Below are 18,768 nucleotides of genomic sequence, written 5' to 3'. Positions count from 1 at the left end.
CGTAGCCACCTCCGACGTAAGGATCCCGCCGTCATGCGGACGCCACGCACCCATGTCCTGCGCAGAGCCGCCGTTCCCGGCCTCGCGCTCTCCCTCGCCGCCGTCCTCAGCGCCTGCGGCACCGGCGGGGGCACCTCCGGTTCCGGTGCCTCGGCCTCTCCCCAGGCCGGGGGCAGTCTGAAGATCGCCATCGACTCCGATCCGGTCTGCCTCGACCCCCAGCAGTCCACGCTGATCGCAAGCGCCGTGATCAACCGGCAGGTGGTCGACTCGCTCATCGCGCAGGATCCCGAGTCGGGGAAGTTCGTCAGCTGGCTGGCCGACACGTGGAAGGCGTCCGCCGACGCCAAGTCCTTCACCTTCCACCTGCGTTCGGGCATCACGTTCTCCGACGGCACCCCCGTGGACGCCGAGGCCGTGAAGGCGAACTTCGACTCGATCGTGGCCGCCGGCGCCAAGTCGCCCTACGGCAGCCAGTACCTGCTGGGGTACACCGGCACGGAGGTCGAGGACGCGCAGAACCTGACCGTCTCCTTCGACCAGCCCAACGCACAGTTCCTGATGGCCGCTTCGACCCCGACCCTGGGTCTGCTCTCCGAGGCGGGCCTCAAGGCGTCGCTCGCCGACCGCTGCACCGGCAAGGGCCTGATCGGGTCGGGTCCCTTCAAGTTCTCGTCGTACACGAAGGACTCGAGCACCAAGCTCGTCAAGCGCAGCGGCTACAAGTGGGCGTCCGCGCTGGCCAAGCACTCGGGCGACGCCTATCTCGACCAGGTCACCTACAACGTGGTCACCGAGCCGAGCGTGCGTTCCGGCAGCCTCAAGTCGGGCCAGGTCGACGTCGCCACCACCATCCAGTCCCAGGACGAGTCCCCGCTGAAGAGCGCCGGGTACACGCTGCTGTCCCGGGTCAACCCCGGCGTCGTCATCGGCGCGGCCCCCAACCTGAAGAGCTCGAAGATCCTCCAGGACGCCGACGTCCGCAGGGCCGTCCAACTCGCCGTCGACCGGCAGCAGATCACCGACACCGTGCTGTCCCCGTCCTACGGCGTGGCCAGCAGCATCCTGGGGGACACGACGCCCGGCTACAGCGACGTGTCCGCGTCCCTGAAGGCCGATCCGGACAAGGCGGAGTCCCTGCTCGACGCGGCCGGCTGGAAGAAGGGGTCGGACGGCATCCGCGAGAAGGACGGCAAGAAGCTGTCGATCAGCCTGCTCTACTTCTACCAGGCCAACGTCATCGAGGCGGTCCAGCAGCAACTGCGCGCCGTCGGGATCGACCTGAAGCTGAAGCAGGTGACCGCCGCCGAGTACGCCACCGCCTCCGCCAAGGGCGACTACGACCTGCGCTCCACCTCCGTCAGCCGCCCGGACCCGGACATCCTGCGCGCCGCGTTCTCCAAGTCGGCCGGCAACCTGGCCTGGTTCACCGGCGACGAGCCGCAGGAGGCGCGTCTGGAGAAGGTGCTGGCCGCGCAGCTCGCCACCACCGACACCGCCGAGCGCAACAAGCTGGCCGCCGAGGCCCAGCAGATCCTCGTCGACGAGGGGTACGCCTTCCCCTTCAGCCAGCTCACCCAGGTCGTCGGAGTCTCCTCGAAGATCACCGGCATCACCTTCGACGCGGCGTCCCGCATCCTCCTCCACGACGCGGGCCGGACCTCCTGATGACCCGCTACCTCCTCCGGCGCGCCGCCACGGCACTCGTGGTGCTGTGGGCGGCGTTCACCGGAACCTTCCTCCTCATGTACCTGCTGCCCGGCGACCCGGTGGAGATGATGCTGGGCCCCGAGGCGCTGCAGAACACGCCCGCCGATCAAATCCAGGCGCTGCGTGCGGAGTTCGGCACCGACCGGCCGCTGATCGTGCAGTACGGCGACCAGTTGTGGCGGCTGCTCCATCTCGACCTGGGCACGTCCTTCCAGCAGCGGACGCCGGTCGGCGACCTGCTCGGCGCGGCCCTGCCGCCGACGCTGGAACTCGCGGTGACCGGTCTGGTCCTCGGGGTGGTGCTGGGAGCCGCGCTCGCGGTCTGGACCCGGACCACCCGCAGCGCCGGGCTCCGCGGCCTGCTGGAGGCGCTGCCCGCGGTCGGGATCGCCATGCCCACGTTCTGGGTCGGCCTGATGCTGCTCCAGCTGTTCTCCTTCCGCTGGGGACTGTTCCCCGCCTTCGGGGACCAGGGCGTACCGACGCTCGTGCTGCCCGCCGTCACCCTGGCGCTGCCGCTCGCCGCGGCCACCGCCAAGGTGCTCTCCGACGGCATCGCCACCACCCTCGCCGAACCGTTCGTCCAGGTGCTGCGCGCCAAGGGGGTCGGAACGAGGCGTCTGTTCGCCAGGCACGTGCTGCGCAACGCGTCCCTGCCGACGCTGACCACGGTCGGTGTGTGGACGGCGCAGCTGCTGGGCGGCGCGGTGCTCACCGAGACCGTGTTCTCCCGGCCGGGCCTCGGCCAGACCGCGGAGGCCGCGGTCTCGGCCCGGGACGTGCCGGTCGTCCAGGGGGTGGTGCTGCTCGCGGCGAGCGTGTTCGTCCTGATCAGCCTGTCGGTCGACCTCCTGTACGGCGTCGTCGACCCGCGGATCCGGCTCTCGGCGGTGATCGCGTGAGCGCCCCCGCCGCCGCTCCTGTGCGGTCGCCCGCGCCGGAGCCCGCCGATGAACCGCGGCCCGGGCAGGCCGCCCGGCGCCGACTGCCCGCGACCGGTCTGATCGTGTCGTGGCTCGTCCTGGCCCTCGTCCTGTCGTGGGCGCTGGTCCCGGATCTGTTCACCTCGCGGGATCCCCTGCTCGGCGATCCCGCGGACAAGCTGCTCGGACCGTCCTTGCACCACCCGTTCGGCACCGACCAGTTGGGCCGCGACCTGTACGCGCGGGTCGTGCACGGCGCCTGGCTGTCGCTGAGCGGGGTGTTCCTCGCGGTCGCGCTGACCGTGGTGGTCGGCTCGCTGCTGGGGCTGATCGCCGGATACTTCGGCGGGCTGGTGGACGAGTGCGTGATGCGGGTCTGCGACGTGCTGCTCGCCGTCCCGAGCCTGCTGCTGTCCATGGCGATCATCACGGTCCTCGGCCAGGGCTCGGTGAAGGTGGCGGTCGCGGTCGGGGTCGCGGGTGTGGCCGGGTTCGCCCGAACCGTGCGCAGCGAGGTCCTCAAGGTGCGGGAGGCCGGGTTCGTGGAGGCGGCACGGGCCGCGGGCGTGCCCCGGTGGACCGTCGTCGTCCGCCACGTCGTGCCCAACTCCTACCGGCCCGCAGTGGTGTTGGCGACCGTGGAGTTCGGCACCTCGCTGCTCGCCATCGCCGGCCTGAGCTTCCTCGGCTACGGCGAACCGCCGCCGCAGCCGGAGTGGGGCTCGCTCATCTCCGGTGGCCGCGACTTCCTGGAGAGCGCGTGGTGGCTCACCACCGTGCCCGGCCTCGTCGTCGTGGCGATCGTCCTGTCCGTCAACCGCGTCTCCCGCTCCCGGAGGAGCCCATGACCTCCCCCACCGATGCCGGCACGGGCTCCGTGACCCGTCCGGGCCCCACGGCCGGTACGGGCCACACGACGGGCACAGGTCCCACGTCCGGTACAGGTCCCACGTCCGGTACAGGCTCCACGACCGCTCCAGGTCCCACGGCCGAGCCGGGCCCCACGGCCGAGCCGGGCCCCACGGCCGAGCCGGGCCCCACGGCCGAGCCGGGCCCCACGGCCGAGCCGGGCCCCACGGCCGAGCCGGGCCCCTCGGCCGAGCCGGGTTCCACGGCCGACCCTGGACTCGCAACGGAGCCTGGCCGCGCGACCGAGCCGGTGCCGAGCGCCGTACCCGATCCGGGCCCCACGATCGAGCCAGGGCACACGACCGAGCCGGGGCACACGACCGGTACAGGCTCTACGACCGGTACAGGCAAGACGGCCGAGCCCGGCCTCGCGAGCGAGCCGGTGCCGCGCGTCGTACCGGTGCCGACGCCCGCGCCCGCGCCGCCCGCCCTGTCGGTGCGCGGCCTCTCCGTCGCCTACGCGGGCCGTGCACCGGTCGTCCACGACGTGTCGTTCGACGTGCCGAGCGGTCAAGTCGTCGCGCTGGTCGGCGAGTCGGGCTCCGGCAAGAGCACCACCGCGCTCGCCGCGCTGGGCCTGCTGCCGCCGACCGCTCAAGTGACCTCCGGCACGGTCGAGTTCGACGGCACCGGCGACCTGCTGGGGCTGCCAAAGCCGCGACTGCGGGCCCTGCGGGGCCGGGACATCGGGTTCGTCCCGCAGGACCCGGGCGTCTCCCTGGACCCCACCCAGCGGATCGGCCCCCAGGTGGCCGAGGCGCTGCTGGTGCACGGGCTGTGCGAGCGGGCGGAGGCCGCCCGGCGGGCCGTGGCGATCCTGGAGCAGGCGGGGCTCGACGATCCGGTCCGGCGGGCCCGGCAGTACCCGCACGAACTGTCCGGAGGCATGCGGCAGCGGGTGCTGGTCGGTATCGCGTGGGCCTGCGAGCCCCGGCTGATCATCGCGGACGAGCCGACGAGCGCGCTGGACGTGACGGTGCAACGGCAGATCCTCGACCACCTGGACCGGTTGCGCTCCGCGACCGGCACCGCGCTGCTGCTGGTGACGCACGATCTCGCGGTAGCCGCCGAGCGGGCCCAGCACATCGTCGTCCTGTCCCGAGGGCGGGTGGTCGAACAGGGCCCGCCGGACAAGGTCCTGCACGAACCGGAGGACGACTACACGCGGCTGCTGGTCCGCAGCATTCCCGGGCGGGGCCGTGCGAAGGGGTCCGGCCGCGCCCGTACCGCCGCTGCGCCGGGGGCCGACGCGGGACCCGATGCCGGGGCCGCGGCGGCGCTGCGACCGCCGCTGGTGCGCGTGGAGAATCTGGTCAAGGAGTTCGCCGCCCGCCGTCCGGACGGCGGCAGGTTCCGGTTCCGCGCGGTGGACGAGGTCAGCTTCACCCTGGAGCGCGGCGAGACCCTGGCCCTCGTCGGCGAGTCGGGTTCGGGCAAGTCGACCACCGCCCGCACCGTGATGGCGCTGGAGCGGCCGACCAGCGGCGCCGTGCACTTCGACAGCGTGCCTCTGCACTCCGTGCGGGCCCGCGAACTGAGGCGGCTGCGGCGGCGTTTCCAGCTCGTCCAGCAGAACCCGTACAACGCGCTGAGCCCCCGGCTGAGCGTGGAGAGCATCGTCGCCGAGCCGCTGCGCGCGTTCGGTCTCCGCCGGGACCCGGGCCGGATCGGCGCGCTGCTGGAACGGGTGGGCCTGTCCCGGTCGCTGGCCGGACGGCGTCCCGCGGAACTCTCCGGCGGCCAGCGCCAGCGCGTCGCCATCGCCCGCGCCCTGGCCCTCGAACCCGACCTGGTGGTCTGCGACGAAGCGGTGTCCGCGCTGGACGTCACGACCCAGGCCCAGGTCCTCGACCTGCTGTCCGAGCTCCAGACCGATCTGGGTCTGAGTTACCTGTTCATCTCGCACGACCTGGCCGTGGTGCGGGACATCGCCGACCGGGTGGCGGTGATGCGCTCCGGACGGATCGTGGAACTCGGCGCCACGGCCGACGTCTTCGACAACCCGGGCCAGGCCTACACCGTCGACCTTCTGGCGGCGGTACCAGGGCGCTGACACCGCGCCGCGGGCGTCCGGACAGCGGCCGACCCTCCCGTGGGGAGTCCGGGAGGGGCGGCGGGCCCTGCCATCGAGCGGACGGCAGGGCCCAACAGGGGCCTTCACCTGGGGGATTGGATCGGCGCCCGTCCGCACACTTTGCACCACAAACCAGCCACAGCGATAGATCAAGGCCGAAAGTAATTGATCGAGTCAGATCTGACGGTGCGGCACACTCCGCCGCCATTGGGCCGATCCATGCGCTATCGAGCCTTGATGGGACAACAGCCGTACGGGCGAATGAACTTCGAGGTCGCCCCGCAACCGCCCGGGACGCCTCATGGCCGACCGCACGGGACGCCTCATTCGGGCGACCGCGCAGGACGCTTCATGGCCGACCGCACAGGACGCCTCATGGGCGCCGCCCCCGCCGTGGTCGGTGGGGGCGGCGCGGGGGGTCCCGCCTCGCTGCGGAGGAGGCCGGCGCGCGCGGTGCCGGTCAGCAGGCGGGACAGGCCTAGGTGGTGAGGGCGTAGAGGAGCGCGGCGATCAGAGACCCGGTGGCGAGGACCAGGAGCACGGCCTGCATCGCCGGACCCCAACCGGGCAGGGTGCGCAGGGCTTTGACCGGATCACCGGCACTCCGGTCCAGCCTGCCCTCCAGGCCCTCCGGCGTGAGGGGCGAGCCGGTCATGACGCGCCGTCCCTGGCCGCCGGACCGAGGAGCGGTCCGGGACGCTGATGGAGGCTGAGCAGGGCCCGGCACAGCGTGGCCAGGTCGCCGACGTGCGCGGCACGTTCCTTGGCGGTGATCAGCGTGGTGCGGGTCAGGGCCCGCCGCGACCGGTTGAGGACGTGCTCGGCCGTGTGCCGGTACTCCTCGCCCATCCTCGGCACGAGCGCGTCGACCTCGCCCATGAGCAGACCCACGTGCCCCACGAGCAGCGCCTCGCACTGCTCGCGGTCATCGGCCGGCAGGGTGTCCCACGCCCACAGCACCACGTCGTAGGTCCGCCGGATCGTGTCGGCGTCGACCTGGGCCGTACTGCCGCCCGGAGCGGTGCCGTTGTCGCCCCGTCCGCCCATCGCAGCGCCTCCCGCCTGATCGTCGTCCTCTGGATCCGTTCTCACAGCAGCTTTCCGTTCCCCGTGAAGCATCGGACTTCCGGACGGACGCTCCTGCGGACTCTTCCGGTCGAGCGGGCCGTCCAGATGCAGGAAAAGAACAACGATCCGAAAGTGGTCGCGCGCGGAACCACGAAGCGGCTGAACCGACTCGCCCGGAGGTCCCGCGCCGGAGCCGGACGGTCTTCCGATCGCGTCGCACCGACGGATCGGCCCGTCGACCGCGTCGCACCGGACCTCGACGTCACGCGGCGCACGCGACAGGCTTGTCCTCGCCCAGACGGCAGGCCAGGCGACGCAGGCCCCGGCGGGCGTGGCTCTTGACCGTGCCCAGGGGCCAGCCGGTGAGCTCGGCGATCTGGGTCTGGGTGAGGTCGTCGTAGAAGGAGAGGTTGAGGACACGGCGCTGCGGTGCCGGGAGCTGTGACATCTCGTCCGCGAGCATGACGCGGTCGATGGCGGCCTCGGGCCGTACGGCCTCGTCGGAGACCCTCAGCATGAGCTGTGCGCCCGCCGCGGCGACCAGTTCCGCGCGGCGGGTCCGGGCCGCGAGCGCGTCGGCGATCTTCCGGCGGGCGATGCCCGTGAGCCACCCGGGCAGGTTGCCGCGCTCCGGGGCGTACCCGGCCCGGCCGCGCCACGCGGCGAGGAAGACGACCTGGGTGACGTCCTCCGCCTCCCGCTCGTCCCCCAGCGACCGCCGGGCGAGAGCGTGCACGAGCGGGCCCCACCGCTCGTAGACGGCCGCCAGGGAGGCCTCGTCCCCGCCGAGGAACCTGTCCACCAGCTCGCTGTCATCGATGTCCACGCCGGTGCGCTGTGCGGTCGTCATGGTGTCTCCTCCGCCGGGCCTCGCGGTCGCCGGGAGCGACGGCTGCCTCACCACAGTGCGGAATCAATGCAACCTGGACAACTCGCATCGCATCTGCATCGAATTACCCGTTCTCCTGCGCTCCGGGCCCCGGCCGTCGGACTCGGGTCACGGCCTGTTCGTGCATCCGTCAAGCGTCCGAACAAGGAACTGACCATGCCGGAACGAGCAGGAGCAGGACCGAACAGGAGGCCTTTGTGATCGAAGTCGAGCGCGTCATCACCCTGGATCACGCGTTGACCGACGTCGTGGGGTTCCTCTCCGACTTCGGGAACACGGAGATGTGGGACCCCGGCACCGTCACGTGCGACCGGCTCGACGACGGCCCCCTGTCCGTGGGTTCCGAGTGGCGCAACGTCTCCGTCTTCCGTGGCCGCCGTACCGAACTGCGCTACCGGCTGACCCGCCTGGACCCCGACCACCTCGTCTTCGTCGGCCGGAACAGGACGGCCACCTCCACCGACGACCTGCGGTTCACGCAGGAGGGCGGACGGACCCGGGTCACCTACAAGGCCAGGATCGAGTTCGCGGGGCTCGCCCGGCTGGCCGCTCCCCTCCTGAAGCGGGAGTTCGAGCGGCTCGGCGACGAGGTGAGCGGACAGCTGCCCCGCGCCGTCGACCACGCCCTGGGCGACCCGCCGACGGGGGACGGCGGCACGCTGTGAACCACGCCAGGACACCCCTCATGCCACGGGCGGCACGCACCCACGCCCGCCCGAACCTGTGCGTCAGGACATGCCCATGGACGTGAGTGGAGCGCCCACAGGGATTCGCTCGGAGAGTCCCGCCGACATGCCCGCCATTCCAACGGACGTTCCCGCCGACGTTCCCGCGGAGACAGGGGTGACGACCGGCTCGCTCGCCAGACGTCTGGGCGTCTCGCCCACGACGCTGCGTTCGTGGGACCGCCGCTACGGCCTCGGCCCGGCGGCCCGGACCGAGGGTCGCCACCGCCGGTGGACGCCCGACGACGTCGCCATGGTCCTGGAGATGTGCCGGCTCACCGCCGCCGGCATTCCCCCCGGTGAGGCCGCGCGTGCCGCCAAGAGCCTCACCCCCCAGGACTCCGCACATCCCCCGGCCCCCGCCGCCGTCGACGACGGCTCCGGCTCCCCGTACGCCTCTCGCTCGGGCAGCGGTCTGCCGCTCGGGAACGTGCGGCAGGAGTGCAAGGGCCTGGCGCGCGCCGCCGTACGGCTGGACGCCGCGGCCGTCCAGGAACAGCTCATGTCGGCGGTCCGCACCCACGGGCTGGTCGTCGCGTGGGAGGAGATCCTGGCGCCCGCCCTCCAGGCCGTCGGACGCAAGTGGCAGTCGGCCGGCGAACGCTATGTCGAGGTCGAGCACCTGCTGTCGTGGCACATCTCCGCGACGATCCGGCACGTCTACGTGCGTGCCGCGGCCGACCGTACGTCCGCGTCCTCGGCGCCCGTCATCCTCGCCTGCGCGCCCGGGGAGCAGCACACGCTGCCGCTGGAGGCGCTGAACGCCGCGCTCGCGGAGCGTGGCGCCGTCACGCTGATGCTGGGCGGCGCGGTCCCGGCGGAGGCGCTGCTGGCCGCGGTGCAGCGCGTCGGGCCGAGCGCGGTGGTCCTGTGGTCGCAGTCCTCGTCGACGGCGGCCATGGAGCTGGTCCAGCACGTGTCCGCCACCCGCTGGGGCGTCAGCGGCGCCCGTACGCGCAGCAAGGTCCTGCTCACGGGGCCCGGATGGGGCCGCGCGTCGCGCCCGGACCTGCTGCGCCCGCACGGCCTGCACGAGGCCCTGGTGCTGCTCGACGCGGTGGAGTGCAGGGACTCCCGGGGCGCGTGACGCACGGGGTACGCCCGGCGGGGGCGTTTCGCCGTCCTGCGCCCAAGTGGCGCGCACGGACCTCCGATTGCGAGGTTTGATCAAGCTCTTTCGGCGCACACGGAGAGCTGACACAGCCTTTGTCGGAGGAAGCGGAGACACATCATGGGCATCATCGCGTGGATCGTCATCGGACTGCTCGCCGGCGCCATCGCCAAGCTTCTGATGCCGGGCAAGGACCCCGGCGGCATCATCGTCACCATGCTCATCGGCATCGTGGGCGGCCTGCTCGGCGGCTGGCTCGGCAAGGTGATCTTCGGCGTCGACTCCATCGACGGGTTCTTCGATCTCTCCACCTGGATCGCGGCGATCGTGGGCTCGCTGATCCTGCTGCTCCTCTACCGGGTCTTCACCGGCAACCGGCACTCGCACCGGCACGCCTGACGGACTGTCGGCGAAAGCCCTCACGCCCGCCGCGACGGCTCCCCCTGTTCCACAGGACGGGAGCCGTCGGCATGTGCGGGACCTGTTCGTCCGCCTCGGGCATCGGGGCCGAGAGGCAACGGGCCGAAAGGCAACGGGGTCGCCGGGCGAGGTCAGGCCGAGTCGGCCTCGGCGCCTGTCGGCCGCCAGGTCGTGGGCTGCTCCTGCCGCAGCCCGCTGACGAGGAGCGTCACGCTGTGCCGCACGTCGTAGTCCGGGTCCTGCGGGGCCCAGGCCACGAGGTCCCCGACCGCACGGATGAGCTGGTACGCCGTGGTCGGGGCGACCACCTCGCCTGCCTCCCGGGCCTCGTCCAGCATCTCCGCCAGCACGGGCACGAGCCGTTCGATGAACAGGGTGTGCAGCGCGGTGAAGCCGGCCGTGTCGCCTTCCCACACCCGGGCGAGGCCGTGCTTGGTCCCGAGGAAGTCGACGAAGAGATGGGCCCAGCTCAGGACGGCCGCGAACGGGGTCGGTGCCGACTCGAGCAGGGCGGGTCCCGCCTCGGCGCAGGAGTCGATCTGGTGGCGGTACACCGCGACGACGAGGTCAGAACGGGTCGGGAAGTGGCGGTAGAGGGTCCCCACCCCGACCCCCGCGGCCGACGCGACTTCACGGACCGGCGCGTCCACCCCCGAGGAGGCGAACACGGCCGCGGCGGCGTCGAGGAGAGCGCGCTCGTTGCGCTCCACGTCCGGCCGTCGGCGCCGCGGTGAGGGTGTGGCTGTGCTCATCCGCCGATTTTCGCATGCCCCCCGACCGCGCGGAACGAGGTTCCACTTCACGTTGCAAAACGGATCGGCGTTCCGTATTCTCGCGGAGCGTTGTTCCGTTTTCGCGTGGGCCTCCCCCGCGCCACCTCCGAGAGGGCTCCATGCCATCCACCGAACTCCACCCCGACAGCACATCGCCGCAGGTCATCAGCGTGCGACCGGTGACCCTCGCCGCACCCCTGCGCGGTGACGACCTCCAGGTCCGGATCACGGCACCGACCGAGGGCACGGATCTACCCGTGATCGTCTTCGCCCACGGCTTCGCACAGTCCATGGCCGCGGGCGACCCGCTCGTGGATCACTGGACGGCCCACGGGTTCGTCGTCGTCCAGCCGACCTTCCTGGACTCCGCCGCCCTGGCGCTGACACCGGCAGATCCCCGCCACCCGGTGATCTGGCGCACCCGCGTCGACGATCTCGAACGCGTCATCGAGGAGCTGGACACCGTCATCGCGGCGGTTCCCGGCCTGCCCGGACGCGTCGACACCGATCGGCTGGCCGTGGCCGGTCACTCCTGGGGCGGCCAGTCGGTCGGCATGCTGCTCGGGGCCCGCGTCCTCGGCGCCGACGGCCGACCCGGCGAGGACCGGACCGACAAGCGCGTCAAGGCGGGAGTCCTGCTGTCCACCACGGGACTCTCCCGAGGGGACCTGACCCCCTTCGCGCAGGAGCACTTCCCGTTCATGAGCCCGGACTTCTCCGGGCTCGCCACGCCATCGATCGTCGTCGCCGGGGACCGGGACCAGTCGGCACTGTCGACCCGGGGCCCGACCTGGTTCACCGACGTCTACCACCACAGCCCCGGCGCCCGGCACCTCGTCACTCTGTACGGCGGTGAACACACGCTCGGCGGCATCCAGGACTACATGTCGACCGCCACCACCGACGAGAGCCCGCAACGCGTCGACCTGGTACGCCGCACCACGACGGCTTTCCTGCTGAAGGCGCTCGGCATCGACCATGCCGCGTGGGCCGAGGTGGCCTCGACCGCCCACGATCCGGTCGGCCGCATCGACTCCAAGTGACCGCACGCGCCGGTCGGCGGCGAGCACGCGGTAGGCGTCCCGGCCGACGCCGGCGGATCCCCCACGCCCACCCCGTCCGAAGCGAGAAGGAAGACCGTGAAACACCAGATTCCCCTTCCCAGCCCGTTCACCGCCGCGTCCACGGCCGCAGACGTCCTCGACGGCGTCGACCTCGGCGGACGCCAGGCGATCGTCACCGGCGGGCACAGCCGGATCGGCCGCGAAGTCACCCGCGCGCTCGCGGCAGCGGGCGCCTCCGTCACCGTGGCGGCCCGGAACCCCGCACGGGCCGCCGCGGCCCTCGATGGCATTCCCGGCGCACGCGTCGAGGAACTGGACCTCACCGACCCGGCGTCGATCGAGGCGTTCGCCGCCCGGTGGACCGAGTCCGGGCGAGCACTGCACATGCTGGTGAACAACGCGGCGGTGTTGTTCGGACCGCGACTCCGACTCGACGACCGCGGCAACGAACTCGCGTTCTCCACCTCTCACCTCGGCCACTTCCACCTCACGCAGGCCCTGCTCCCGGCCCTGCGCGCCGCGGGCGGTGCGCGGGTGGTCACCGTGACCTCCGGCGCCGCCCGGTTCGGCGGGATCCGCTGGGACGATCTCGCCTTCGCGGCCGGATACGACCCCATGGCCGCGTACGCGCAGTCCAAACGGGCGAACGTCCTGTTCACCGTCGAACTCGACCGCCGCTTCTCCCCGGCGGGCATCCGGGCCTACGCCGCTCACCCCGGAGTCGTCGTCGGACCTGGCCCGCACGCGCCGCAGGAGGTGGCGTCCTACCGCGCCCAGGGGCTCGTCGACGAACAGGGCGCGACGGTCATCGACCCCGGGGCAGGCAAGAAGACCGTCGAGCAGGGCGCCGCCACGGTCGTGTTCGGCGCGGCGAGTCCGCTGCTGGACGGTGTCGGCGGGGTCTACCTCAAGGACAACGACGTCGCCGTGCTCGACGACCGGCCGCGCCCGGTGACGGCACACAGCATTCCGGCCGAGGCCAACTCGGCGATGCTCGACACCGAGGACGCGCGCCGGCTCTGGGACCTCACGGAGCGGTTGCTGCGCTGGGACGGTTCCCGACCGCGCGGCACCGTTTGAGGCCCCTCGCAGGCTGCCGCCCTGTCACCGTGCGACACGATGCCTCCGCCCGCCGCGCCGGAACCGCATGACGGCGTACGCGAGGTCCGCGAGGAGCACGACCGCTCCGATGATCAGCAGGTAGAACAGCCCTTGCGCGGCGAACCCGATGATTCCCAGGACAAGGGCGACCAGGACGAAAAACAGGAAGATGCTCATCAAGGCTCCCGGCGGCGTGGTGGGGTCAGCGGCGGGCGAGCCGGCGCTCGCCGTCGGATCCGGGTGAGTAGGCGATGTCGTAGTGGGCGAAGATCTCCGGTTCGTCCTTGGCGGGCAGTTCGCCATCGGTGTCGATCGCCGGAGCCCGTTTGACCAGGTCCTTCTCGTGGGCGACCCGAAGGTAGCCGGGCCCGACGGTCGCGCCGGCCAGCGGGACGAACGTCAGCCGGCGGCGTGTGGGAAGGCCCGTCAGCACCGTGGCGAAGCAGGGCTCGTCGGTGGCGGTGTCCACGTAGATCGCCTCCAGGGAACCGATCCTGCGTCCCTGTGGGTCCACCACGTCGTGCGCGCGCCATTCACGGATGTCACCGGCCTGGAACATCGTCCACCTCCTGTGCCCGGGTACCCGCGTCGGGAGAACTGATGTCACCGTCCGCGGGCGCGAGCGGCCAGGCCGGAGACGCCGCACGGGGGCATCCGCCCAAGGTCGTTATCCTGAACGACGGTCAGGTGCGGGGGCCCGCCGAGGCGTGCTGCCGGTCCATGAACCGCCGGGTGCCCGCTCGTACGCCCGCTCGTGTGCCCGCTGAAAGGACCCCGCTCCGTGGACGACTGGCTCTCGCAGAAGGCCCGGTCCGCCGAGGCCGCCGTCGACGGCGGCTTCGACCTCACCGTCTGTGTGCGGGAGCCGATCCATCTGCTCGGCGGAATCCAGTCGTACGGCACTCTCCTGGCGGTGGATCCGGCGACGGGCCGCGTCAGCGCCGCCGCGGGCAACACCGGCACCGTGCTGGGCCAGGAGGCCGACGCCCTGCTGGGGCGGCCCGTCACCGATGTCCTGAGCACCGAGGACTGGGACGAACTGCGGGCCGCGGCGGGCGAGGACCAGGCGTCGGCCGTCGCCCTGCGTGTCGTCACCGGCGGGGGTGCGGGAGGCACGTTCGACGTGACGGCGCACCGCGGCGGCGACGGGCTCCTCCTGGTCGAGTTCGAGCCCCAGCGGGACGACGGGATCGCCGACGCCCGCTTCTACCAGCGGGTCGGACACGCGCTGGCCAGGCTGCGCGGCGCGCGCACCGTACGGGAGTGCTGCCAGGCCGCGGTGGCCGAGGTGAGCGCCCTGACCGGTTTCGACCGGGTGGTCGCCTACCGCTTCGACGGCCACGACGGGCCCGGCGAGGTCGTCTCCGAACAGGTCGCCGACGGCTGGGAGCCGTGGCTGGGGCTGTGGTTCCCCGCCACCGACATCCCACCGCAGGCCAGACGGCTGTACGAGGAGAACTGGATCCGGGTGATCGCCGACGTCGACGATCCCACGGTGCGGTTGCGGCCCGCCCTGATCGAGGGCGGGGAACGTCCGCTGGATCTGTCCCAGGCCGTGCTGCGCACGGTGTCGGAGTTCCACCTGGAGTATCTGCGCAACATCGGCGTCCGCTCCTCCATGTCCGTGTCACTGCTGCGGGAGGGACGTCTGTGGGGCCTCATCGCGTGCCATGGCGCGCGGCCCGCCCCCCTGCCCGCCGCGGTGCGTTCGGCATGCGAGCTGTTCGGGTCCGCGTTCTCGATGCAGCTCGCCGCCATCGAGGAGCGTGAGCGCGCCGACGCGCTCGAACAGGCGGTACGGGACGCCGGCGAGATCGCCGAGCTGCTGGACGCGGACACCGGTTCCTCGATCATGCGCAACGAGCGGGCCCTGCGCGACCTGCTCGATGCCGACGGGCTGGTGCTGGTGCGGGGCGGCCGGGTCCTCTCGGCGGGCCTGGCGGTGTCACGGGCCCTTGCCGCCTCGCTCGTGCGGTGCGCGCGGGAGGGCGACCGGGAGGAGTCGTGGTCGACCGACCGGCTGCCCGAGGTGCTCGCGGAGCGGGGCGAGGATCCCGCGTCCGCAGACGGGGTCGCCGGTGTGCTGCTCGTGCCCCTGGGCGGTGACGGGGACTGTCTGGCCTGGGTGCGCGGGGAGCGTCCCATGCCCCGGCAGTGGGCGGCCGACCCCGCGCGGCCGGTGCTGGTGGGACCGCGCGGGGAGCGGCTGACCCCTCGTGGCTCGGGAGCCGTGTTCCGCTCGACCATGCGCGGCCGGAGCACTCCGTGGACGGCGAAGGACGAGGCGGGAGCGGTGGAGATGCGCCGGCTGCTGACCGGCCTCGTCCTGCGGCACGCCGACGCGCTGAGCCGTCTCAACGCGGAACTGCGCCGGACCAACCTCGATCTGGACTCCTTCGCCCATGTGACCGCGCACGACCTCAAGGAGCCGCTGCGGGGCATCGCGAACACGGCGACGTTCGTTCTGGAGGACGCCGGCGAAGCCCTGGACGGTACGAGCGTGCGGCGCCTGGAGACCATCCGCAGGCTCGCGGCCCGCATGGACGACCTGCTCAACTCGCTCCTGCACTACTCCCGGATGGGCCGCGCCGGTCTGCGGCGCGACCACCTCGACCTGGACGAGGTGCTGGACGCCGCCCTGGAGGTCGCCGGTCCCCGGCTCGCGGAGAACGGGGTGGCCGTCGTCCGTCCGCCCGCCCTCCCCCGAATCTGGGCAGACCGCGAACGCCTGTACGAGATTCTGGTGAACCTGCTGGTCAACGCCGCGAAGTACGCGGACGACCGGCGGGACCGCCGGGTACAGATCGCCATGGAGGACGCCGTTCCGCCCGGGTCGGACTCGGCCGTCACCGCGCTGGTCGTCCGGGACAACGGCATCGGGATTCCCGGGGAGCGCCAGGCGGAGGTGTTCGAGCTCTTCCGCCGGCTGCACGGCCCCGGCGAGCACGGGGGCGGGACCGGTGTGGGTCTCGCCGTGGTCAAGCGCATCGTGGATCAGCACGACGGGCTGTTGTGGCTGCTGAGCGAGCCCGGTTCGGGCTCGGCGTTCTATCTGACGCTCGGGCCGGCCGGCCCCGCCTCCGCCGCCCCGGCCGCGCGGGACACCTCCGACGCCCCGGATACTCCGGACGTCCCGGGCTCCTCGGCCGCCGAGGGCTGACGCCGGTTCTGCTGCCAGTAGTCCACCGCCCCCTTCAGGACGGTCTGGAACAGCTCGAAGTTGAGGGGCTTGTAGATGTAGCTGTCCGCGCCCGCGTCGTAGCAGGACTCGACCTCGGCGGGCGCGGTGGACGACGTGAAGACCACGACGGCCACCCCGTCCAGTTCCGTCCTCGCCCGGATCTGTCCCAGGACCGCGTGGCCGCTCAGCCCGGCCATGTTGAGGTCGAGCAGGATGATCCCCGGGACGTCGGCGGCCTCCAGGAGCCGGTCGACCAGTCCGCGGCCGTGGGTGACGAACTCCAGGCGCAGCAGCGGGTGGCTGCGTGACAGGGCCCGTTCGACGGCTTCCGCGTCCTCGGCCGAGTCCTCCACGACCAGCAGCCGGCCCCTGTCGACCCGCTTCAGCGGCGGGCTGTCCTGTGCCACGTTCATCCCTCGACCTTCGCGATCAGAACGGCCGTGTCGTCGTCTCCCCTGGACCGGAAAGCGGAGGCCGCCTGTACCAGTTCCGCGGCGGCGCCCTCCCCGGATGCGGCCGTTTTCGCCACGGCGTCGGCGACATGGACCTCGAAGTGCGTACCGTCCGCCGATCTCGCCTCCAGCAGGCCGTCGGTGAAGAGCACCAGCGCCTCCCCCGCACCGATGCGGGTCCGCGTCGAGGTGAACCGCGGCTCGGGCAGCACGCCGAGCAGCGGGCCCTGGGCCGGGATCTCGACCACGGACGCGTCGTCCCGTCGTACCAGCGGCCAGGGGTGGCCCGCTCCCGCGACCTCGGCCTCCCAGCCGCCGTCCACCGGTGTGAGGATCACGATGAGCGCGGTGACGAACCGTGCGCCGCCCTCCCGCAGCAGCAGGGTGTTGATCCGGGACAGCGCGTCGGCCGGTCCCGTTCCGTCCTCCAGCAGCGTGCGGAGGGTGAACCGGGCCAGGGCCGTGTAGGCGGCGGCCTCGGCGCCTCGTCCGCACACGTCGCCGATGAACAGGGCGACACGGTCCGCGGTCGTGACGACGTCGTAGAAGTCGCCGCCCACGTCCAGGCTGGGGTCGGCGACCTGGTAGGCGGCGCTCAGTTCCAGCCCCGCCGGTCGTGGCAGTTCCCTGGGCAGCAGGTGCCGCTGCAACGACTGCACATCGCGGCGCCGCTGCTCGTACAGGGTGGTGGTGTCGATGGCCAGCGCCGCGCGGCCGGCCAGATCGCCGAGCATCACCAGGTCGATCGCCTCGGTCTCGTCCTGCCGGTACAGGAACGTGAGCGCACCGAGCGTACGGCCACGGGCGCGCAGCGGGCTGATGCTGAGCGACCGTACGGCGCCGCCGGGATGCGTCCCGTCGGCGGCGAAGGGGCCGTCGGCCAGTTCGGGCATCCCGAGGATCAGGCTCTCGCGGCTCGCGGTGCCCTCGCGTACGGCGTTTCGCACCCATTCGGTGCGGGACACGTCCGTCAGCCATGTCTGGGCGGCGGCGCCCACGTGGGCCACGGCCACGAGGCCCAGGTCGCCGTCGGCTTCGAGGAGGTGGACCAGGCAGCCCTCCGCCACCGCGGGTACGGCCAGCCGGGCGATCCGGTGCAGCGTCTCGGCGGCGTCGAGACTGGTGTCCATCTGGAGCGAGGCCTCCGCGAGGAAGGCGTCCCGGATCTGCCGTCTGCGCTCGCTCCGGCCTTGCAGGATGCGCAGGTTGCTGGCGGCGAGCACCTCCGCGACCTGGGTGAGCTGGTCGCTCAGCACCTGCCGCTCCTCCTCACCGGGCTCCTGACGGAGGCCCAGCCAGAGCCCCGCGCTGTCGCCGACGGCGAGCGGGAAGACACAGGACAGGCTCCAGCCGGCCCGCGTCTCGCGCAGGAAGCCGGCGGCGGGGGCGGCTTGCGGGGAGACGGTGTCGCGGAGGCCGGGGTCGTGTCCGCCACGGTCCTCAGGACCCAGGTCGTGCAGGCCGAGGCCGATGCCGTCGACGAGGGTCGCGAAGACCGCGGGGGATTCACCGGCGGGCCACTCCCCCATCGACGGCATCCATGTCTCGGGGCTCCGCGCGCCGGGGCGCATCCTGCGCACGTAGCGCACTCCGCAGGCGTCCCAGCGTGCTCCGACCACGCCCGTCACACCCGGCAGTGCGATCAGCGCCTCGTAGACGAGTGACGCGATCCCGGTGACGTCGCGGTCCTCCTCCACGGCCGCGCGCCACAGACCGTGGAGGGTCTTCCACCACTCCTGACGGCCCTTGGGCAACGGTCGTTCCGCACGCGCACCCACAGAACTCCTCCATCGCCGGGCCGTACGGACATACCGACCGGCCTCGGTCCGCACCCCGACAACCCGGCCCCTACCGCACCGGACAGTACCCGTCCGCACGGCAAGCATGCCCCTCGCGTTCGAGATCACGGACACGGCGGAGGGCGTCGCAGGCAGGGCGCGGCTCCGCCCGAGGGCCGACTCGGCTAGAAGTTGGCGGTGGCCATCATCTCGCCGTCCTCGCCGTACACGGTCACCAGCCCATTGTCGGACTCCTAGCAGGAGGTGAACGCGGACGCGATCAGCTTGGCCTCGCCCTGGTCCGGGCCGGCGAAGCCGCCCGTGTAGTCGGTGAAGACCTCGGCGCTGTCGAGGATGTCGTTGCGCCTGTCCGCGCCCGTGACCTTGGTGACGTGCTCGACGGCGCTCTTCTCGGTGGCGGTGCCGTTCTTCTCGACACAGGCGATGAACTCCTCGGCCTGGGTCTTCCTCTCCGCGGTGTCCGCCGCCTTGGCGTCGGCGGCGGTCGCGGCCGGCCTGGCACCGTTTGCCGGTGTCGACACCGGATCGGGTGACGGGACCACCGGGTCCGGCGTCCTTCGGGCGGTCAC

General features: G+C 72.3%; 19 protein-coding genes. 10 read left to right on the top strand and 9 right to left on the bottom strand.

The window, feature by feature from the left end:
- The first annotated feature begins 33 nt into the window (after window positions 1-33).
- Genes ACIPSE_RS11830 through ACIPSE_RS11815 form a run of 4 tightly spaced genes read left to right on the top strand, consistent with a single transcriptional unit; the run spans window position 34 to window position 5,595 of the window.
- Entirely contained in the window at window positions 34-1,668 is a 1,635-nt protein-coding gene (locus tag ACIPSE_RS11830; protein WP_401660791.1) for an ABC transporter substrate-binding protein, read from the top strand.
- The gene (locus ACIPSE_RS11825; RefSeq protein WP_401660788.1) at window positions 1,668-2,612 is read left to right on the top strand and encodes an ABC transporter permease; all 945 of its coding nucleotides are present in this window, start codon (window positions 1,668-1,670) and stop codon (window positions 2,610-2,612) included. The genes ACIPSE_RS11830 and ACIPSE_RS11825 overlap by 1 nt, the downstream gene beginning before the upstream one ends.
- Window positions 2,609-3,481 carry an ABC transporter permease gene (locus tag ACIPSE_RS11820; protein WP_401660786.1) on the top strand — a complete coding sequence of 291 codons (873 nt, stop codon included), beginning with the start codon at window positions 2,609-2,611 and terminating at the stop codon, window positions 3,479-3,481. The genes ACIPSE_RS11825 and ACIPSE_RS11820 overlap by 4 nt, the downstream gene beginning before the upstream one ends.
- Complete coding sequence (locus ACIPSE_RS11815) at window positions 3,478-5,595, top strand: dipeptide ABC transporter ATP-binding protein (RefSeq protein WP_401660784.1); 2,118 nt, start codon at window positions 3,478-3,480, stop codon at window positions 5,593-5,595. The genes ACIPSE_RS11820 and ACIPSE_RS11815 overlap by 4 nt, the downstream gene beginning before the upstream one ends.
- A 499-nt stretch (window positions 5,596-6,094) precedes the next feature.
- Here the strand turns inward: ACIPSE_RS11815 and ACIPSE_RS11810 are convergent, their stop codons facing one another.
- From ACIPSE_RS11810 to ACIPSE_RS11800, 3 genes are all read right to left on the bottom strand, one after another.
- Window positions 6,095-6,271: a hypothetical protein gene (locus ACIPSE_RS11810; RefSeq protein WP_401660782.1), complete on the bottom strand. Its 177-nt coding sequence runs from the start codon at window positions 6,269-6,271 to the stop codon at window positions 6,095-6,097.
- Entirely contained in the window at window positions 6,268-6,663 is a 396-nt protein-coding gene (locus ACIPSE_RS11805) for a DUF6415 family natural product biosynthesis protein (protein WP_401660779.1), read from the bottom strand. Before ACIPSE_RS11805 ends, ACIPSE_RS11810 begins: the two co-directional genes overlap by 4 nt.
- A gap of 283 nt (window positions 6,664-6,946) precedes the next feature.
- Window positions 6,947-7,534, bottom strand: a complete 588-nt coding sequence (locus ACIPSE_RS11800) for an RNA polymerase sigma factor (protein WP_401660776.1) — start codon at window positions 7,532-7,534, stop codon at window positions 6,947-6,949.
- Between the two features lie 236 nt (window positions 7,535-7,770).
- On the opposite strand from ACIPSE_RS11800, the gene ACIPSE_RS11795 reads away from it, so the two are divergent.
- From ACIPSE_RS11795 to ACIPSE_RS11785, 3 genes are all read left to right on the top strand, one after another.
- A complete protein-coding gene (locus tag ACIPSE_RS11795; RefSeq protein WP_401660774.1) occupies window positions 7,771-8,238 on the top strand; it encodes an SRPBCC family protein in 468 nt (155 codons plus the stop codon).
- A 127-nt stretch (window positions 8,239-8,365) separates the two neighbouring features.
- Entirely contained in the window at window positions 8,366-9,385 is a 1,020-nt protein-coding gene (locus ACIPSE_RS11790; protein ID WP_401660771.1) for a MerR family transcriptional regulator, read from the top strand.
- Between the two features lie 144 nt (window positions 9,386-9,529).
- Window positions 9,530-9,808 (top strand): GlsB/YeaQ/YmgE family stress response membrane protein, encoded by a 279-nt coding sequence (locus ACIPSE_RS11785; protein ID WP_401660769.1) that lies wholly within the window; start codon window positions 9,530-9,532, stop codon window positions 9,806-9,808.
- Window positions 9,809-9,960: 152 nt separating this feature from the next.
- Here the strand turns inward: ACIPSE_RS11785 and ACIPSE_RS11780 are convergent, their stop codons facing one another.
- Window positions 9,961-10,581 (bottom strand): TetR/AcrR family transcriptional regulator, encoded by a 621-nt coding sequence (locus tag ACIPSE_RS11780; RefSeq protein WP_401660767.1) that lies wholly within the window; start codon window positions 10,579-10,581, stop codon window positions 9,961-9,963.
- 140 nt (window positions 10,582-10,721) lie between these two features.
- On the opposite strand from ACIPSE_RS11780, the gene ACIPSE_RS11775 reads away from it, so the two are divergent.
- Window positions 10,722-11,645 (top strand): alpha/beta hydrolase family protein, encoded by a 924-nt coding sequence (locus ACIPSE_RS11775; RefSeq protein ID WP_401660765.1) that lies wholly within the window; start codon window positions 10,722-10,724, stop codon window positions 11,643-11,645.
- Window positions 11,646-11,741: 96 nt separating this feature from the next.
- Window positions 11,742-12,746 carry an SDR family NAD(P)-dependent oxidoreductase gene (locus ACIPSE_RS11770; protein ID WP_401660763.1) on the top strand — a complete coding sequence of 335 codons (1,005 nt, stop codon included), beginning with the start codon at window positions 11,742-11,744 and terminating at the stop codon, window positions 12,744-12,746.
- Window positions 12,747-12,770: 24 nt separating this feature from the next.
- Here ACIPSE_RS11770 and ACIPSE_RS11765 read toward each other — a convergent pair whose 3' ends face one another.
- Window positions 12,771-12,944 carry a hypothetical protein gene (locus ACIPSE_RS11765; protein WP_401660760.1) on the bottom strand — a complete coding sequence of 58 codons (174 nt, stop codon included), beginning with the start codon at window positions 12,942-12,944 and terminating at the stop codon, window positions 12,771-12,773.
- 25 nt (window positions 12,945-12,969) lie between these two features.
- Window positions 12,970-13,326, bottom strand: a complete 357-nt coding sequence (locus ACIPSE_RS11760; protein WP_401660757.1) for a PRC-barrel domain containing protein — start codon at window positions 13,324-13,326, stop codon at window positions 12,970-12,972.
- Window positions 13,327-13,548: 222 nt separating this feature from the next.
- Between ACIPSE_RS11760 and ACIPSE_RS11755 the strand changes: the two genes are divergently transcribed.
- Window positions 13,549-15,927 carry an ATP-binding protein gene (locus tag ACIPSE_RS11755; RefSeq protein WP_401660755.1) on the top strand — a complete coding sequence of 793 codons (2,379 nt, stop codon included), beginning with the start codon at window positions 13,549-13,551 and terminating at the stop codon, window positions 15,925-15,927.
- Here ACIPSE_RS11755 and ACIPSE_RS11750 read toward each other — a convergent pair.
- The 3 genes from ACIPSE_RS11750 to ACIPSE_RS11740 form a co-directional block, all read right to left on the bottom strand.
- The gene (locus ACIPSE_RS11750) at window positions 15,816-16,361 is read right to left on the bottom strand and encodes a response regulator (protein WP_401660752.1); all 546 of its coding nucleotides are present in this window, start codon (window positions 16,359-16,361) and stop codon (window positions 15,816-15,818) included. The genes ACIPSE_RS11755 and ACIPSE_RS11750 overlap by 112 nt on opposite strands.
- The gene (locus tag ACIPSE_RS11745; protein ID WP_401660749.1) at window positions 16,358-18,178 is read right to left on the bottom strand and encodes a PP2C family protein-serine/threonine phosphatase; all 1,821 of its coding nucleotides are present in this window, start codon (window positions 18,176-18,178) and stop codon (window positions 16,358-16,360) included. The genes ACIPSE_RS11750 and ACIPSE_RS11745 overlap by 4 nt, the downstream gene beginning before the upstream one ends.
- A 254-nt stretch (window positions 18,179-18,432) precedes the next feature.
- Window positions 18,433-18,768 carry a hypothetical protein gene (locus tag ACIPSE_RS11740; protein ID WP_401660747.1) on the bottom strand — a complete coding sequence of 112 codons (336 nt, stop codon included), beginning with the start codon at window positions 18,766-18,768 and terminating at the stop codon, window positions 18,433-18,435.

The sequence above is a fragment of the Streptomyces sp. NPDC090106 genome (assembly GCF_044747265.1).
Lineage (GTDB): Bacteria > Actinomycetota > Actinomycetes > Streptomycetales > Streptomycetaceae > Streptomyces.
The sequence above is the reverse complement of the archived record's forward strand: the minus strand, read 5'-3'. Positions and strand labels throughout refer to the sequence as shown.

Coding starts and splice junctions, on each gene's coding strand:
- ACIPSE_RS11800 (WP_401660776.1), bottom strand. CDS start 7,534: ATGACGACCGCACAGCGCACCGGCGTGGACATCGATGACAGCGAGCTG.
- ACIPSE_RS11810 (WP_401660782.1), bottom strand. CDS start 6,271: ATGACCGGCTCGCCCCTCACGCCGGAGGGCCTGGAGGGCAGGCTGGAC.
- ACIPSE_RS11765 (WP_401660760.1), bottom strand. CDS start 12,944: ATGAGCATCTTCCTGTTTTTCGTCCTGGTCGCCCTTGTCCTGGGAATC.
- ACIPSE_RS11805 (WP_401660779.1), bottom strand. CDS start 6,663: ATGGGCGGACGGGGCGACAACGGCACCGCTCCGGGCGGCAGTACGGCC.
- ACIPSE_RS11825 (WP_401660788.1), top strand. CDS start 1,668: ATGACCCGCTACCTCCTCCGGCGCGCCGCCACGGCACTCGTGGTGCTG.
- ACIPSE_RS11815 (WP_401660784.1), top strand. CDS start 3,478: ATGACCTCCCCCACCGATGCCGGCACGGGCTCCGTGACCCGTCCGGGC.
- ACIPSE_RS11775 (WP_401660765.1), top strand. CDS start 10,722: ATGCCATCCACCGAACTCCACCCCGACAGCACATCGCCGCAGGTCATC.
- ACIPSE_RS11785 (WP_401660769.1), top strand. CDS start 9,530: ATGGGCATCATCGCGTGGATCGTCATCGGACTGCTCGCCGGCGCCATC.
- ACIPSE_RS11780 (WP_401660767.1), bottom strand. CDS start 10,581: ATGAGCACAGCCACACCCTCACCGCGGCGCCGACGGCCGGACGTGGAG.
- ACIPSE_RS11760 (WP_401660757.1), bottom strand. CDS start 13,326: ATGTTCCAGGCCGGTGACATCCGTGAATGGCGCGCGCACGACGTGGTG.
- ACIPSE_RS11830 (WP_401660791.1), top strand. CDS start 34: ATGCGGACGCCACGCACCCATGTCCTGCGCAGAGCCGCCGTTCCCGGC.
- ACIPSE_RS11750 (WP_401660752.1), bottom strand. CDS start 16,361: ATGAACGTGGCACAGGACAGCCCGCCGCTGAAGCGGGTCGACAGGGGC.
- ACIPSE_RS11790 (WP_401660771.1), top strand. CDS start 8,366: ATGCCCGCCATTCCAACGGACGTTCCCGCCGACGTTCCCGCGGAGACA.